This window comes from Microseira wollei NIES-4236 (genome assembly GCF_020521235.1).
Lineage (GTDB): Bacteria > Cyanobacteriota > Cyanobacteriia > Cyanobacteriales > Aerosakkonemataceae > Microseira > Microseira wollei.
In genome coordinates this window covers 1-15,625 of record NZ_BLAY01000081.1, presented here as the reverse complement: position 1 = coordinate 15,625, position 15,625 = coordinate 1, and the positions used below count along the sequence as shown (strand labels likewise).

The window sequence follows — 15,625 nt, the reverse complement described above, 5'->3', positions numbered from 1 at the left end:
AAATTACATAGCAGAAACACTCAACTACGAGATTGAAATTTATATGATTTTCTCAAGATCGTCAGTAATTTTACGGGGGACGAACAGTAGGCAACATTTACATCTGGCGCTCAAATCGGCTTCCTAACTAGATTACCAGTAATTTTACGGGTTGCGAAGGGTTAGGAATACCATTCTATCGATAAAAAACTCCCATCCAACAAGCTCGGTCCATTGGCTTTTGGCGCTTTGTGTAATTGCGGTTGTTTCGCCTCCGTTAACTCGCGACGGCAGTACCCATGTTATGTCAAAGGAGCAATTCTATGAAACAATTTTGGGCAGTAGCAGCGCTAAGCACGGCATTGACAGCACTTGCGCCCGTTGCAGCTAATGCAGCAACCTTTAATTTTGCAGGGCCGCTGAGCGGTTTGCAAGAGGTTCCGCCAATTAACAGCCCCGCCACAGGGTCTTTTGAAGCTACACTCAACGGCGATCCCGATAACTGGACTTTTAACTATAAAGTGACGTTTGCCGATATGAGCCAAAGTTTGATCTTGGCGCACATCCATAGGGGAAACCGTGGAGAAAATGGCCCAGTCGTTCACGATCTGGATAACGCGCCTTTAAATCAAGGAGTGACCAGCGGTACTATCGTCGGCGATTGGACTTCCGCAGAACTCCCAGCAGGCGTATCTGCTGCTGCTGTTTTCAACCGATTTTTAGACAACGGATATTACTTCAACCTCCATTCAACCACCTTCCGTGGCGGCGAGTTACGCGGACAAATTGAGCGAACACCCGAACCTGCTACTGTAATCGGACTAGCATTAGTCAGCGGAACGATTCTGCTGTTGCGGCGGCGAGACAAAATCGCGAACTAAAGCCTGATATCATGTCCTTAGGCAACGGTTGTGTAAATGCTAATAGCTAATCGCTAATGGCTCTTTTGGCAATTGACAATTAGCAATTAGCAATTAGCAATTAGCCATCCATGCACTACCGATCTCTCGCGGACATGATATGACTCGCTGCGGTGCTATAAGATTACCTATCTCTTCTTTTCCTGTTAGGACTTACGCCAGGGCGTTCCTAGAAACCCGGTTTCTTGCTACCATCTTTCGTTGCCAAACCGACGATTTTTCAGAGAAACCGGGTTTCTTTGCTTAACGTTCCCGAACCTACAAGTGTAATCGGACTAGCATTATTCGGCGGTTCGGTTCTGCTGTTGCGGCGGCGACAGCAAGATGCGAACTGAATTTTCTGTGTAGGGGCACGGCATCCGAAATATTCTGTACAAGTCAAAATTTTATGATTGCCGTGCCCCTACAACATTCCCGACGATTTTTCAGAGAAACCCGGTTTCTGGCTGGGATCTTTCCTTGCCAAACCGACGATTTTTCAGAGAAACTTTGGTGTTGGCGTAAATCCTGATTTAGTGATATCTGCCTTTTATAGTTGGGAAGCAGTACAAAATATATGTATGAAAACACGCAAACTCGTCCAATTCTGCGCTTTGTCCCTGGGTCTAATCCTGGTTAGCACCCCGATAGCTTATGCTCAACGGGTATTTAGTCCCGTCCAACAGCAAGCTTACCCCTCCCCAGCACTATTCGAGGAACTGACAAAGGCAAAAGTTATCTACCTGGGGGAAACTCACGATCAACCGCAAGAGCACGCCGCGCAGTTACAGATTATACAAGCGTTGCACCAACGCAATCCGCGCATTGCGATCGCAATGGAAATGTTCCAGCGCCCCTATCAGTCATACATCAACCGCTATTTAGCAGACAATATTAACGAAGAAGATTTGCGCGATCGCACCGAGTACGATGAACGCTGGGGCTTCCCTTGGGAATATTATGCCCCCTTCCTGCGCTTTGCCAAAGCCAATCGACTCCCAGTAGTCGCCTTAAATGCACCCACAGAAATAGTCCGCCAAGTTGCCCGTCGCGGCTTACAAAGATTATCCCGCGACGACCGGCGATTTATTCCACCAATCTCGGAAATTCGCACAGATGACCCCGCCTATCGCGAGGTGATACAAGAAATTTACGAACAAAGCCATAAAGGTAAGGGTAACAGTAGTGGTTTTGAGCGATTTTTTCAAGCTCAAGTCGTCTGGGATGAAACAATGGCAGATAGTATCGTCCGATTTTTACAAGCCAACCCAGATTATCAAGTTATAGTATTAGCTGGTAAAGGTCACGTCGCCTACGGATACGGAATTCCCAGCCGCGTCGCCCGTCGCGTAGATGGGATTGTTCAGCGTACAATTCTATTAAATCCAGCCGAAGATACTCCACCCAGAAATAATACCCCCGCTGCCGATTTCTTTTGGTTTACTTACCAATAACGCCACAGGAGAAAGTTTTATGCAATGGCTAATTGCTAATGGCTAATCGCTCAATCAAGAAAAATTCTATATTACCTAGCTATCGCAATTAGCAATTAGCAATTAGCAATTAGCAACTTGCCTTATTACCCAAAAATTCCACAAATGGTTTAAATTCTGGCACTAATTCCGCCCGACTCGCAACTAAAGTGGGCAAAGAACAACTACCATAATTCTTAAGCGCTTGCAACGGGAAAATTGGTTCCTTACTTAACGATACCCAAGCACCCCCTGCTGCTTGAAGAATCACCCAAACTGCGGCAAGATCCCAAATTTTAGGCGTAGCTTCAACAGCACCTAAAGCCGCACCAGACGCAACAGCGAGAAAGTTATAACTAGCAACTCCCAGCATCCGAATTTTACACGGGAAAGGCTGTTTCATCACATCTGTACTTCTCGCACACAAGCTGAAAAAGTGATTTTGACTAGGCGCGTCAGGGCTAGTGTGAATCGGGCGGTTGTTTAAAAAAGCACCAGTGTTGGGTAATGGGTAATCGGTAATTGGTAATTGGGAATAGAATCCGTGGAAGGATTGACCGAGTGGGGGGAAATGGACGTAACCAAATACAGGTGTTCCTTTATACAGCAATCCTAGTGAAATTCCCCAGACGGGAATTCCCCGGGTAAAGTTGGTTGTACCATCCAAAGGATCGATAACCCAACACCATTGGGACCCATGGAAAACATGTTCGGTTTCTTCAGTTAAAACGCCGTGACTGGGAAAAGTGGAAGCTATTGCTTCTCGTATTTCTCGATCTGCCCATTGATCTGCTTGAGTTACCAAGCTACCATCAGGCTTGCGAGAAGCTTGCACTTGTCCAAACTGGGTTAGTAGATAGTCACCGACTCTAGCAGTTGTCGTTTGGGCAAAGGTTAGAATATCAGTCATTCCGGTTAATGGGTAATGGGTAATGGGTAATGGCGTTCCCAGGCGATTGTTTGGGTCACGAGGGTAATGGGTAAATCTTAAATCTGCAATTAGCAATTACCAATTACCCATTACCCATTAGCAATCAGTCTAAATCGCCTTCCATGATGGTGGCGATCGCTTGCTTAGCATTATCGCGGAATTCTTTCACATTCACTCGCCCCAAAAACCATATCGCCGCCACCATTCCTACTGCTTGCGTCGCAAACACCAAGCCGTATGATAGCACCGGATCGGTAAAAATAGCTTTTCCGACATCGAGGATAGCACCGCCGATTACTACTGCGGAACCCCGCGCGATCGCTTGCGCCAATCCCCAAGCACCCACAAACGTACCTGCGGTTTCTGCTGCGGTTAAATCTAACATCAAACTCAGCGCCCCCGTCGTACTAATTCCAGCAGATAAACCGAACAACACTAACGTTGCCTGAAATAACTTTACATTAGCGCTAAATCCCGCCAAAATAATCAGGATAAAGCAAACCGCACACGCCAAACAACCCAATCCAGTTGTTCTGCGCTTACCCAAACGGGGAATAATGAAAAATCCAGTTGCACTCAAACTCAGCAACATGCCAATTCCCCAAAAAGAATTCAATTGGGAACTTTGACCCACCGACAAACCAAACACTTGTCCGCCATAAGGTTCTAAAACCGCCTCTTGCAGAAACAAGCTTGTCGTCATCACCAACATAAATGTAAAAAATATCCCGGTTTGACGACTCGCCGTTAAAATTTTCAACGCCGTTCCCAACGTAATTTTATCTTCCCGCTTCACCAAAGCCGAGCGATAAGTATAGCGGGAATATTTCTTTTCTACCCCCAATGTCGCCAGCAGCGCCAGTCCCAAAACAACGATTGGCACAATGAAAAACAGCCAATTAATCGACGCATTTAATGTTTCAAACGAAGGATTTGTATTCTCTAATGGCTTCAACAAAATTTTGCTGGTAATGCCACCGATGACAATTCCAACTGTCAGCATTGTCCAGACAATTCCGATCAGTTTACCGCGATTATCTTCATCGGAAACATCTACCAACAAAGCCATAAACGTTGTCGAACTAGCACTTACAGCCAACCCGTACAGCGCAAAAATTAACGCCGCCAGCGCCGTCCAGCCATAAGTTTGCTCTGTCCAACTCCAACCCCCCAACCCTTGCACCGCATTACCCAATTTCCAGATAATTTGTACCGCTGCCGATAAGATAAACGTAAATAAAGCAGCACCAATCCAAACATAACCCGTGCGGTGATGACCCAACAGCGGTTTGGCATCAGACATCTGTCCAAACCAAATTCTTGCTGGCGCAACAAACTGAGAAATTGCCAGCGTAGCGCCGGTTACCGTCGCTGGAATTGCCAATTCTGCAATCATGACGCGGTTGAGTACCCCCAGGGTTAAAACTGCCAGGATACCCAACCCCATCTGAAATAAACCCAATCGGAACATCGTCAGCAGTTTGATTTTAGGCATTGGCTGACTTGCCGACTCTAGTTGATGTTTTGAAATACCACCCGTGGCCATTTTCTTTTCAGAGATCGACTATTTTATGTCCGACTTTCGATGGAACTAACTAATCTTTAACACAAACCGCTGGCGCGGTTACGTCTCCCTCCCTCTCACCAACACCTGGGGAGCGACGATACACTAAAAGAATATGAAGTTTTGTAAACAAACGGTCAACCAGCGTGCAGACTATTACTTTAGGTCAAGATGGCCCGGTGGTAACGCCCCTATGCGTCGGCACTTGGGCGTGGGGAGACAAGTTGTTTTGGAATTATGGCACTGACTACGGCGCGGTGCAGTTGCGGGAAGCGTTTGAAGCATCCTTGAATGCGGGAGTGAATTTCTTCGACACCGCCGAAGTATATGGCATGGGATTATCTGAGGAACTCCTGGGACAGTTCATGAAACAGATCGATCTTCCCGTCATCATTGCCACCAAATACGGCCCGATGCCGTGGCGCTTTACCGGACAATCGGTTGCAGATGCCCTCACAGCCAGTTTAAAGCGCCTGCAAGTAGAGCAAGTCGCGCTTTACCAGGTGCATTGGCCTTTTACCTTTTTCATGAGCCAAGAAACGCTAATGAACGCGCTGGCAGACGAAGTGCAGCGGGGAAGAATAGCCGCCGTTGGCGTCAGTAACTATTCTGCCGACCAAATGAGGGTAGCGCACCAAATTTTAGCGGCTAGGGGGGTACGCTTGGCGGCAAATCAGGTGCGGTATTCCTTGCTATCGCGGCAGGTGGAAACCCAAGGCATTGTGGATACGGCTCGCCAACTCGGCGTTACCATCCTGGCTTATAGCCCTTTAGCACAAGGATTGCTTACTGGCAAGTATTCGTTGAAAAATTTTAAAGAACCGACGGGGGCGAGGCGGTTTGATTCTCGTTTCAGCCGCAAAGGGTTAGAAAAAATCGCGCCCGTAATATCATTACTGCGCGAACTGGGAGATAAATACGATCGCACAGAGGCTCAAATTGCCCTGAATTGGTTAATTGCTCAAGGCAACGTCATTCCCATTCCAGGGGCAAAAACAGCCGAACAAGCTGCGCAGAATGCTGGAGCATTGGGCTTTTCACTGCAAGCTGATGAAGTAGCCAAGTTAGAGCAAATAACTCGTACTTTTAGGTAATGGCTAATGGCTCATGGCTAATGGCTAATGGCTAATGGCTCATGGCTCATGGCTCATGGCTAATGGCTAATGGCTCATGGCTCATGGCTAATGGCTAATGGCTCATGGCTCATGGCTCATGGCTCATGGCTCATGGCTCATGGCTCATGGCTCATGGCTCATGGCTCATGGCTCATGGCTCATGGCTCATGGCTCATGGCTCATGGCTCATGGCTCATGGCTCATGGCTAATGGCTAATGGCTCATGGCTCATGGCTCATGGCTCATGGCTCATGGCTCATGGCTAATGGCTAATGGCTAATGCTGTTCCCAGGCATAAGCCGTGGGAACGACGGTAATGGCTAAGATTTTAAGCAATTACCAATTACCCATTAGCAATTAGCAATTAGCAATTAGCAATTACTCATCTTCCGCAAACACAAAGCGATACAATTCGCTGGGGTCGGGTTCGGGGCTTTGTTCGGCGAACTGAACCGCATCGTCTACAACTGCTTGAATTTTGCGGTCGATGTCCTTGAGTTCTTCAGCAGTGGCTAAATTTTCCTCGGTGAGGTAGGCGGCGAACTTTTTAATGGGATCGCGGGTAAACCAGAATTCCTTTTCTTCCTTAGAGCGTAGTTCATCTGGATCGGCGAGGGAGTGACCCCGGAAGCGGTAGGTGAGGGCTTCTATCAGGGTAGGTCCTTCACCGGCACGGGCGCGAGCGATCGCTTCTTTCGCCACCGTATATACAGCCAGCGCGTCCATCCCATCTACCTCGACCCCTGCCATCCCGAAGGCATGGGCTTTCTTGTAAATTTCCGGATCGCTGGTAGCGCGTTCGTGAGCCATGCCAATCGCCCACTTATTATTTTCCACAACGTACAGAATTGGCAGCTTCCACAGCGCCGCCATATTCAAGCACTCGAAAAACTGACCGTTATTGCAAGCGCCATCGCCAAAAAAGCAAGCCGTTACTTGGTCGGCACTGGCGTCGCCCATCGTTTCTTTGCGGTATTTTGATTGAAACGCCGCCCCCGTCGCCACGGGAATGCCCTCGGCAACAAAGGCATAGCCCCCCAGCAGACGATGGGGGGAAGAAAACATGTGCATCGAACCGCCGCGACCTTTAGAACAACCAGTCGCCTTGCCAAATAATTCTGCCATCACTTCCCGCGCCGTTACGCCAGCACTCAAAGCGTGGACGTGGTCGCGGTAGGTGCTGCAAACGTAATCTTCATCCGGGCGCATTGCTTTGATGACGCCAGAAGATACGGCTTCTTGACCGTTATAGAGGTGGACAAAACCGAACATTTTGCCCCGATAGTACATTTCGGCGCACTTATCCTCAAACAAGCGCCCCAAAACCATGTCTTCGTAGATTTTCAGTCCTTCTTCCTTGGTAATTTGTGCGGAAGCAGCGTGAAATACTGGGAGGGTTCGTTCTTTAACCATCGATCTGTTGTATCCTTTCGGCAAGACTCAAAGTCAAATCTGTTTCCAGTATCGGGCCCCAACGGGAGCCTGGTGTATTTTGCAGCAATATCTCATCCAATTTAAGGGAAGAGTTAGGACTAGCTACAATAGGCGTGCGATCCGATCCTCAACCCTTGCTTTGGTTCCAAGTCTGGGCAAGAGCGGGAGAGGATGCAAAGAATTCCCTTGACTTTGGTCTTGGGAGTGTCAATGATACCATAAGCTAATTCAGTCGTTCGCCGTTAGGGAAGTGGGCTGTGCGTATACCACTTGACTATTATCGAATTCTGGGTCTACCGATTCAGGCAAGTACAGAACAGTTGCAGCAAGCATATCGCGATCGCGTCCAACAACTGCCGCGACGCGAATATTCAGAACTCGCTATTCTTGCTCGCAAACAACTGCTCGACGAAGCCTATGGGGTTCTTGCCGATCCAGAACAGCGTAGCGCCTACGATGCCAGTTTCTTCACCAAAACCTACGCGAGTGATTCCCCACAACGAACCGAGTCGCCAACGACACCGGCTACTGGTGCTGCATCGGTGGAACCAAATGCTTACCCCGAACCTCCCAGTATCGATATTTCTGACGAAGAGTTTTTGGGAGCCTTGCTGATTCTGCAAGAATTGGGAGAATACGAACTGGTCTTGCATTTAGGTCGCTCCTATCTGAGCAGTTCCTCAACCGAAATCGAAACCGGCAGGTTTGGCGAACCCAAAATTGCCAGAGCAGACATGGTTTTAACCGTCGCCCTAGCCTGTTTAGAATTGGGGCGCGAGCAATGGCAGCAACGCCGGTACGAAGATGCCGCTGCAACTCTAAACGGCGGTCAAGAATTGCTATTACGCGAAGGTTTATTTGCTGGCGTCCGAGGCGAAATCCAATCGGACCTCTATAAGCTACGTCCTTACAGAATATTAGAATTGCTAGCACTGCCATTGGAAGAAACCCAAGAGCGACGCAAAGGAGTGCTGCTGTTACAAGAAATGCTAGTCGAACGCGGCGGCATCGATGGTGCAGGCAACGATCAATCCGGGTTAAACAAGGAAAACTTTCTCCGCTTTATCCAGCAGTTGCGCGTCTATCTCACCAGCGCCGAGCAGCAGGCTTTGTTTGAAGAAGAAGCCCGTCGTCCTTCGGCAGTAGCTACTTATTTAGCAGTGTATGCGCTCTTGGCACGCGGTTTTACCCAGCGACAGCCAGAACTGATCGGGCGCGCCAAGGTGCTGCTAATGCGTCTGGGCAAACGCCAAGATGTATATCTCGAGCAATCGATCTGCGCCCTGCTTTTGGGACAAACCGACGAAGCATCTCGCGCTTTGGAGTTGTCTTTTGAATATGAGGCTTTAGCTTTTATTCGCGAACATTCCCAAGGGGCACCGGATTTGTTGCCGGGACTGTGCCTTTATAGCGAACGTTGGTTGCAGGAAGAAGTGTTTCCTCACTTCCGCGACTTGGCAGAGCAACAAGTTTCTTTAAAAGATTACTTCGCCGACGATCGCGTGCAGACGGCACTGGAATCGCTGCCAAAAGACACACAAGCAACTAACCAGTGGGAAGCGATCGCTACTGACCGGATATCCACCCCAACAGCATCCCCATCCACCACTCAAGCGGAACGGGAAGCAATCGAACGTCTGAAATCTCAGATGCAGCGAACTCAAGCTTTAATTGAATCCCGCTTGAGTACCCAAATCGGATCAGACATCAAGACAAACTTGCCTCGCACCTCCTCGACCCCCTTATCTGGATCCGGCGAAGCAACTCTGAGCGCCTTGTTAGGAAAAGCTGGTGCTTCGATGCCTCAAACACCGCTGCCTACTGCTGAGCGCGTGGCAAATGGTTCAATAGGGGCAGCCAACCAAAGGGAAACTTACCCTGGGGAAGGGATGCCAGCCTCTAGCGTCGGCGCTCCGATCAGGGAATCGGTTACCTTCGATCCAGGGGCTCCCTTACGCCAACCAACGCCACCAAGCGGTGCCACAACAGCAGCGTTGCAGCATCGACCCGGTGGGTCTTCCACCAGACGCGGCAGGCGAGGCCGCACGAATCGATGGCTAAAACAGAATCTGGAGAATTTGTCAAGGGGTTGGCGCAACTTGGTGTCACCGGCTGGCAGTTCGTCAAGGGCAGCTAAACAAAAGCGGCTGATATTGCTCTTGGGTGGCGTGTTGGGCATTGGAGTACTGCTATTTTTGTTGATCCAAGCCATCGCAGCGATCAACAGAAATTTACCACAAGCACGATCGCCAGTTAAAGGAGAACAGTTAGAGGTAAGCCTCGATAAATCCTTGTTAGAATCGTCCGCAATTGCCAGAGATCCATTAACTGCATCGGGACCAATCACAGAAGCAGTTGCCGAACAAGTGATTCAGACCTGGTTAGATCGTAAAAAAGAAGCGTTTGGGTCTAACCACGAAATCGATCGATTAGCTCAAATATTAGTCAACCCAGCGCTGGCGCGATGGGAAGGGATCGCTGGCACGGCAAGGAAAAACAACTGGCATCGCGAGTTCGAGCATACGATTGCAAAAAATTCGATCCAGATCCCCCAGGGCGATGAAAATCAACCCAAAGTAGAAGCACAGGTACGCGAAGTTGCCAAACACTACAGAGGCGATCGATTAGTGCGGAAAGAATCTTACGATTCTAATCTGCGGGTTCGGTATGACTTGGTGCGCCAAAACGGTCGGTGGTTCATCCGGGATATGACTGTTTTAAAGTAGCCTTTCCTCAGTAGTCAGCAATCAGCTGTTCTTGGGTGCGATGGTCAGTAGTTGGTGGTAGGGAAGAACCTCCCTTGTCTTCCTTCCCTTCCTTGCTTTCGAGGGTCTTCCTTGTCTCATTTATAACCAAATGGTGCGCGTGAATCGCAAGCCAACTGATGACCATCTACTCGTAACCTATGACTAACACGCTATTCGATATTTATACCCCTCTAATTCTCTGGACGGGTTTAGGAATACTGCTGTTTCGGTTTATACCAAAGGCGCTGCCTCGGTGGTTGGGGCGCGCGCTGTATTGGGTTGGCGTACCGATAGAAATTCTGGCACTAGCTCGACAGACGAACTTTTCTGGGAATTGGGGGTTAGCGCCCTTGGTGACGTTAGTAGCCTTAACCTTGGGACTGGGACTGTCTTGCTTATGCTGGCAACTATTGCGGAGTCCAGCTTTACCAAAGCCGAATCAGAGCTGGTTTAATCGATCGCGCCAGGGTAGTTTTATCTTGGCAGCGATGCTGGGAAACACCGGGTTTGTGGGGTTAGCGATCGCTCCTTATTTAATCCAGTCCGACTCCCTGAATGTAGCAGTCTTCTACAGCATAGCTCACAACCTTTTTGGCCCCTATGTTTTTGGCGTTCTAGTTGCCAGTTATTTTGGTCGGTCCCATAGCGAGCATCGCTGGTGGCTTAACCTGCGCGATTTATTGATTATGCCTTGCCTGTGGACGTTTATCTTGGGCTATTTCACTAAATCGATTGAATTTCCTCATTTTATTGAATCTGGACTCGAAGCTTCGATTGGAGTTGTCAGTTGCGGTGCCTTTCTGCTGATCGGGATACGACTGGCGCAAATCTCCGGGTGGAAAAGTTTTCGGATGGCGCTGATTCCCAGTAGCTTAAGAGTTGCGATCGTGCCAGGACTCATTGCCATAGGGACGACTCTGTTGGGAATTGGCGGCGACCCCTGCTTGGCGTTGGTTTTGATGTCAGGGATGCCTAGTGCGTTTATGGGCTTGATTTTGGCAGAAGAATACGACCTCGACCGAGAGTTGATTGCCAGCAGTATCTTCCTATCCACCGTAATGCTACTGCTGATGATTCCTCTCTGGCTGTTTTTGTTTGGCTCACACAGAAGGTTTTTCTAAACAACCGGGTTTCTTGACCTCGCTGCTTTGTCAAGAAATCTTGATATTCTGGCCAGGGGTTTTGGCGGCTTTGTTAACAAATCATGACAAAACGATCCCCGATTTCCCTATAAAAGCGTAGATCTACTCATAATCGCCCGACACACCTCTTGACCTGATCGAGGACTTTTCTGCAACATGTTCTTAACAAATCGCAAATCACACAAGAGCAAATGCCCACGTGTCTTCGGAGTGTTGCTGGTGTCAAATGAACGCAGTCTCGCTTGAGAGAGAGAGCTTTTTGCTGGAGTTCAGCTCAAACGTAGCAGCCGGAAATAGCCACATCGCTTCCCAGAAAAAATGGGCAGAGCTATCCAAAAATGTAGCGTTGAGAGAAAAGCAATATTTTGACTCCGAACATACTCAAAAAGGCAAGACATAGCTGTTACTCAAAGTACTGGAGAACGCATTTATGGCAAAAGAACGCCCACCTTTAGAAGAAATGACCCTGCGGCAACTACGTAGAGTAGCCAGTGAGTGTGGTATTTCTCGATACAGCAGGATGAGAAAGTCGCAACTACTGGCAGCGATACAGGAAGTACAAAGCAGCAGAATTTCACCGAGTCAATCTAATACGCAGGAGGTACAAGAAGCCGTGGAAGCAACAAAATTTGAAGTGGGTCAAGAAGATAACTTTGGTGAAGACCTCTCATCGGTCGATGAAGAGCTAGCCGAGTTACCTGGTGGTTATGGTGAAAGCCAGATAGTTCTCCTGCCTCGCGATCCGCAATGGGCTTATGCTTATTGGGATATTCCGAACGATTGCAAGGAAGAACTGCGACGAGCAGGGGGACAACAAATCGCCCTACGGTTGTACGACGTAACCGACATCAACCTGGATAGCCAAAGTCCCCATAGCATTCAGGAGTATCCCTGCGACGAGCTAGCAAGGGAATGGTATTTGCCGGTACCAGTGAGCGATCGCGACTACGTAGTCGATATTGGCTACCGCACTGCTGATGGTCGCTGGCTCGTTTTAGCTCGTTCCGAAGCTGTGCGCGTTCCCCCGCTCTATCCCTCCGACTGGGTAGAAGAGCAATTCATCACCGTTTCTTGGGATGAAGAACTGCGGGGTCGAACATTGCTGGAGCTAGACCCAGCCAGCAAGCGGATAACAGTGGTTCAAAGTCCCATCGACAACATGTTTGGCCCTGCCGCAGACACCGAAGCAAAACGAATTGCCGGTTCTCTGTTCGGCTCCATGCAGCAAGTCCCTGGTTCTATATCGGGAGTCAGTTCCTACGCCGTAAGCTCCTACGAAGTTAGTTCTTACGCTGTAAGTTCCTATGAAGTCAGCTCCTACGCTGTTAGCTCTTTCTTTCCAGCAGTCAGTTCCTACGGGGTCAGTTCCTACGGCGTCAGTTCTTACGCCCCCGCGGTTAGCTCCTACGGGGTCAGTTCCTACGGGGTCAGTTCTTACGCCCCCGCGGTTAGCTCCTACGGCGTTAGTTCCTACGGCGTTAGCAGCTACGTTCCAGCCGTAAGTTCCTACGGCGTTAGTTCCTACGGCGTCAGCAGCTACGTTCCAGCCGTAAGTTCCTACGGCGTTAGTTCCTACGGCGTCAGCAGCTACGTTCCAGCAGTCAGTTCCTACGGCGTTAGTTCCTACGTTCCAGCAGTAAGTTCCTACGGCGTCAGTTCTTACGCAGTCAGCAGCTATGTCCCGGCAGTCAGCTCCTATGAGGTAGTTAGCAGCTACGTTCCAGCAGTAAGTTCCTACGGTGTTAGTTCTTACGTTGCAGCAGTAAGTTCCTACGGCGTTAGTTCTTACGTTCCAGCAGTAAGTTCCTACGGCGTTAGTTCTTACGTTCCAGCAGTCAGTTCCTACGGGGTTAGCAGCTATGGGGTGCCAGTAAGTTCTTACGCGGTGAGTTCCTACGAAGTTGGCTCTTATTCAGTGCCGGTCAGTTCTTACGCTGTCAGTTCTTACGTCCCAGCAGTCAGTTCCTACGGCGTTAGTTCTTACGTCCCGGCAGTCAGTTCCTACGGGGTTAGCAGCTATGGGGTGCCAGTAAGTTCTTACGCGGTCAGTTCCTACGAAGTTGGCTCTTATTCAGTGCCGGTCAGTTCTTACGCGGTAAGTTCTTACGTTCCAGCAGTCAGTTCCTACGGCGTTAGTTCTTACGTCCCGGCAGTCAGTTCCTACGGCGTTAGCAGCTATGCCGTACCAATCAGTTCTTACGCGGTCAGTTCCTACGAAGTTGGCTCTTATTCAGTGCCGGTAAGTTCTTACGCGGTAAGTTCTTACGAAGTCGGGTCTTATTCAGTGCCGGTAAGTTCTTACGCGGTAAGTTCTTACGAAGTTGGCTCTTACTCAGTGCCGGTAAGTTCTTACGCTGTCAGCAGCTACGCCATACCAGTCAGTTCTTACGCAGTAAGTTCCTACGAAGTCGGCTCCTACTCGGTGCCGATCAGTTCTTACGCGGTAAGTTCTTACGAAGTTGGCTCCTACTCGGTGCCGGAAAGTTCTTACGCGCTCAGTTCTTACGCGGTGAGTTCCTACGAAGTCAGCTCTCACGCGCTCAGTTCCTACGCGATGCCGCGTCAGTTCTGGCTGATTGCTGATGCTGAACTGATTGTTTACGGTGCGACGGAACCCGATGCTACCGTGACGATTGGTGGTCGTCCAATTAAACTGAATCCCGATGGTACGTTCCGCTTCCAGCTGTCGTTCCAGGATGGTGTAATTGACTTCCCGATTGTGGCAGTTGCGTCGGATGGGGAGCAAAACCGTTCGATTCACATGAACTTTAAGCGCGAAACTCCATCGCGAAATACCAATACTAAGGCAGAAGCCGTTCAAGAATGGTTCTCCTAATTTTAGATTTTAGATTTTGGATTGGAGGAGATTGGTGAAAATCCAAAATTTGGTAAACCGAGCCGTCAACCAATAATCCATCTAAAATTTCTATCCCCCGGCAGAGGTCGGGGGCTTCTTATTGGACGACGAACCTATCATATCGTTGACCGTTGCTAAGGAATTACGACCTCTAGGAGCAATTAGCAATTAGCAAGCTCGCAATTACCAATTACCAAGAAAGGCCGATCATTCCGATGCAACCGGATTTGATATCACCTTTGTTTCTGGGTAAATTTATGGTGACAAAGCGACGATTTTTCAGAAAAACTTTGGTGTTTGCGTCAGTTTTGAAATCAAAAACAATACCTACTTATGACACCGGCAGAAATTGGTAGTAAGCTCGCGGAATTATTTGGAGCGGATTTGCAAGCGAACGCTCCCAACTCCTGGCAGGTAGACACGCCTTCTTTACGCCTGTTAGTATTACTTTCAGACGACCAATCTTGGCTGCGACTCTTAATCCCCATCACTTCAGCACAAGCAGCTCAACCTTTCCTCGAACAACTTTTAGAGGCCAACTTTGACACAACCCTAGAAACCCGCTACGCTTTGTATCAAGGAGTTTTATGGGGTGTATTTCAACACAGTTGCGAAAGTCTGACTTCTGTTGACTTCGACTCTGCCGTAACCCAACTTTTGTCGTTGCACCAAAGGGGTATATCTGACTTCTTCAACCAGCTTGTAGAAAGTCGTATCCGTCAAATTATCAAGGCTGCCAAGCAGCAAGGACAAACCCTAGAAGCCACACTCCAAACTCTAGATCGTTTCTACGAAGAAGGACTCATGGGCGACATTAATCAAGGTTCAGCCGGACGCGAAGAAACAATGTCAGCATGGCGGTATCAATTAGAACGCCTTTGGCCTGAAGTGAGCTAATTGCTAATTGCTAATTGCTAATTGCTAATTGCTAATTGCTAATTGTTTTTTTGATTAGCTATTATAGGCATTTTCAATCAAATCAACGGGGGTAGGGACAAGGCAGCCAAAAAACTTGGAGTAATGGGACAAAATTTACTGATGCCTTGTCCCTACTGGCAAAAAACAACAAAAAGGGACAAGGCAGCCAAAAAACTTGGAGGAATGGCACAAAACTGACTGATGCGTTGTCCCTACTGGCAAAAAACAACAAAAAGGGACAAGGCAGCCAAAAAACTTGGAGGAATGGCACAAAACTTACTGATGCCTTGTCCCTACTGGCAAAAAACAACAAAAAGGGACAAGGCAGCCAAAAAACTTGGAGGAATGGCACAAAACTGACTGATGCCTTGTCCCTACTGGCAAAAAACAACAAAAAGGGACAAGGCAGCCAAAAAACTTGGAGGAATGGCACAAAACTTACTGATGCCTTGTCCCTACTGGCAAAAAACAACAAAAAGGGACAAGGCAGCCAAAAAACTTGGAGGAATGGCACAAAACTGACTGATGCCTTGTCCCTACTGGCAAAAAACAACAAAAAGGGACAAG

Annotated in this window: 12 protein-coding genes and 2 pseudogenes; 11 read left to right on the top strand and 3 right to left on the bottom strand. The window is 48.7% G+C overall.

Annotated elements, in window-relative coordinates:
• The first annotated feature begins 302 nt into the window (after positions 1 to 302).
• The 3 genes from MiSe_RS24955 (at position 303) to MiSe_RS24945 (ending at position 2,332) form a co-directional block, all read left to right on the top strand.
• Positions 303 to 860, top strand: coding sequence for a CHRD domain-containing protein (locus MiSe_RS24955; protein WP_226585826.1), 558 nt, complete (start codon positions 303 to 305; stop codon positions 858 to 860).
• A 224-nt stretch (positions 861 to 1,084) separates the two neighbouring features.
• Positions 1,085 to 1,234 (top strand): PEP-CTERM sorting domain-containing protein, encoded by a 150-nt coding sequence (locus MiSe_RS52915; RefSeq protein WP_373872864.1) that lies wholly within the window; start codon positions 1,085 to 1,087, stop codon positions 1,232 to 1,234.
• A gap of 57 nt (positions 1,235 to 1,291) precedes the next feature.
• Positions 1,292 to 2,332 carry a ChaN family lipoprotein gene (locus MiSe_RS24945; protein ID WP_307731526.1) on the top strand — a complete coding sequence of 347 codons (1,041 nt, stop codon included), beginning with the start codon at positions 1,292 to 1,294 and terminating at the stop codon, positions 2,330 to 2,332.
• Positions 2,333 to 2,441: 109 nt separating this feature from the next.
• Here the strand turns inward: MiSe_RS24945 and MiSe_RS24940 are convergent, their stop codons facing one another.
• Both MiSe_RS24940 and MiSe_RS24935 read right to left on the bottom strand, forming a co-directional pair.
• On the bottom strand, positions 2,442 to 3,260 hold the full coding sequence (locus tag MiSe_RS24940; protein WP_226585825.1) for an inositol monophosphatase family protein: 819 nt from the start codon (positions 3,258 to 3,260) through the stop codon (positions 2,442 to 2,444).
• 124 nt (positions 3,261 to 3,384) lie between these two features.
• Positions 3,385 to 4,827, bottom strand: a complete 1,443-nt coding sequence (locus MiSe_RS24935) for a BCD family MFS transporter (RefSeq protein ID WP_373872863.1) — start codon at positions 4,825 to 4,827, stop codon at positions 3,385 to 3,387.
• Positions 4,828 to 4,991: 164 nt separating this feature from the next.
• On the opposite strand from MiSe_RS24935, the gene MiSe_RS24930 reads away from it, so the two are divergent.
• Positions 4,992 to 5,939 carry an aldo/keto reductase gene (locus MiSe_RS24930; protein ID WP_226585821.1) on the top strand — a complete coding sequence of 316 codons (948 nt, stop codon included), beginning with the start codon at positions 4,992 to 4,994 and terminating at the stop codon, positions 5,937 to 5,939.
• 399 nt (positions 5,940 to 6,338) lie between these two features.
• On the opposite strand, the gene pdhA is transcribed toward MiSe_RS24930, so the two are convergent.
• Positions 6,339 to 7,373 carry a pyruvate dehydrogenase (acetyl-transferring) E1 component subunit alpha gene (gene pdhA / locus MiSe_RS24925; RefSeq protein ID WP_226585819.1) on the bottom strand — a complete coding sequence of 345 codons (1,035 nt, stop codon included), beginning with the start codon at positions 7,371 to 7,373 and terminating at the stop codon, positions 6,339 to 6,341.
• Positions 7,374 to 7,651: 278 nt separating this feature from the next.
• Between pdhA and MiSe_RS24920 the strand changes: the two genes are divergently transcribed.
• The 7 genes and pseudogenes from MiSe_RS24920 to MiSe_RS24890 all read left to right on the top strand — a co-directional run.
• A complete protein-coding gene (locus tag MiSe_RS24920) occupies positions 7,652 to 10,120 on the top strand; it encodes an IMS domain-containing protein (protein WP_226585817.1) in 2,469 nt (822 codons plus the stop codon).
• Positions 10,121 to 10,299: 179 nt separating this feature from the next.
• Positions 10,300 to 11,262: an AEC family transporter gene (locus MiSe_RS24915; RefSeq protein WP_226585815.1), complete on the top strand. Its 963-nt coding sequence runs from the start codon at positions 10,300 to 10,302 to the stop codon at positions 11,260 to 11,262.
• 280 nt (positions 11,263 to 11,542) lie between these two features.
• On the top strand, positions 11,543 to 11,683 hold the full coding sequence (locus MiSe_RS24910) for a hypothetical protein (protein WP_226585813.1): 141 nt from the start codon (positions 11,543 to 11,545) through the stop codon (positions 11,681 to 11,683).
• 30 nt (positions 11,684 to 11,713) lie between these two features.
• A pseudogene (locus tag MiSe_RS53980) lies at positions 11,714 to 12,325 on the top strand (DUF4912 domain-containing protein); the annotation flags it as partial.
• Between the two features lie 1,515 nt (positions 12,326 to 13,840).
• Positions 13,841 to 14,119: pseudogene (locus MiSe_RS53975) on the top strand (DUF4912 domain-containing protein); the annotation flags it as partial.
• Positions 14,120 to 14,473: 354 nt separating this feature from the next.
• Complete coding sequence (locus MiSe_RS24895) at positions 14,474 to 15,037, top strand: hypothetical protein (protein WP_226585811.1); 564 nt, start codon at positions 14,474 to 14,476, stop codon at positions 15,035 to 15,037.
• Between the two features lie 146 nt (positions 15,038 to 15,183).
• The coding region (locus MiSe_RS24890) for a hypothetical protein (protein ID WP_226585809.1) at positions 15,184 to 15,625 on the top strand (442 nt) is incomplete at its 3' end.

Coding starts and splice junctions, on each gene's coding strand:
- MiSe_RS24955 (WP_226585826.1), top strand. CDS start 303: ATGAAACAATTTTGGGCAGTAGCAGCGCTAAGCACGGCATTGACAGCA.
- MiSe_RS24940 (WP_226585825.1), bottom strand. CDS start 3,260: ATGACTGATATTCTAACCTTTGCCCAAACGACAACTGCTAGAGTCGGT.
- MiSe_RS24935 (WP_373872863.1), bottom strand. CDS start 4,827: ATGGCCACGGGTGGTATTTCAAAACATCAACTAGAGTCGGCAAGTCAG.
- pdhA (WP_226585819.1), bottom strand. CDS start 7,373: ATGGTTAAAGAACGAACCCTCCCAGTATTTCACGCTGCTTCCGCACAA.
- MiSe_RS24915 (WP_226585815.1), top strand. CDS start 10,300: ATGACTAACACGCTATTCGATATTTATACCCCTCTAATTCTCTGGACG.
- MiSe_RS24895 (WP_226585811.1), top strand. CDS start 14,474: ATGACACCGGCAGAAATTGGTAGTAAGCTCGCGGAATTATTTGGAGCG.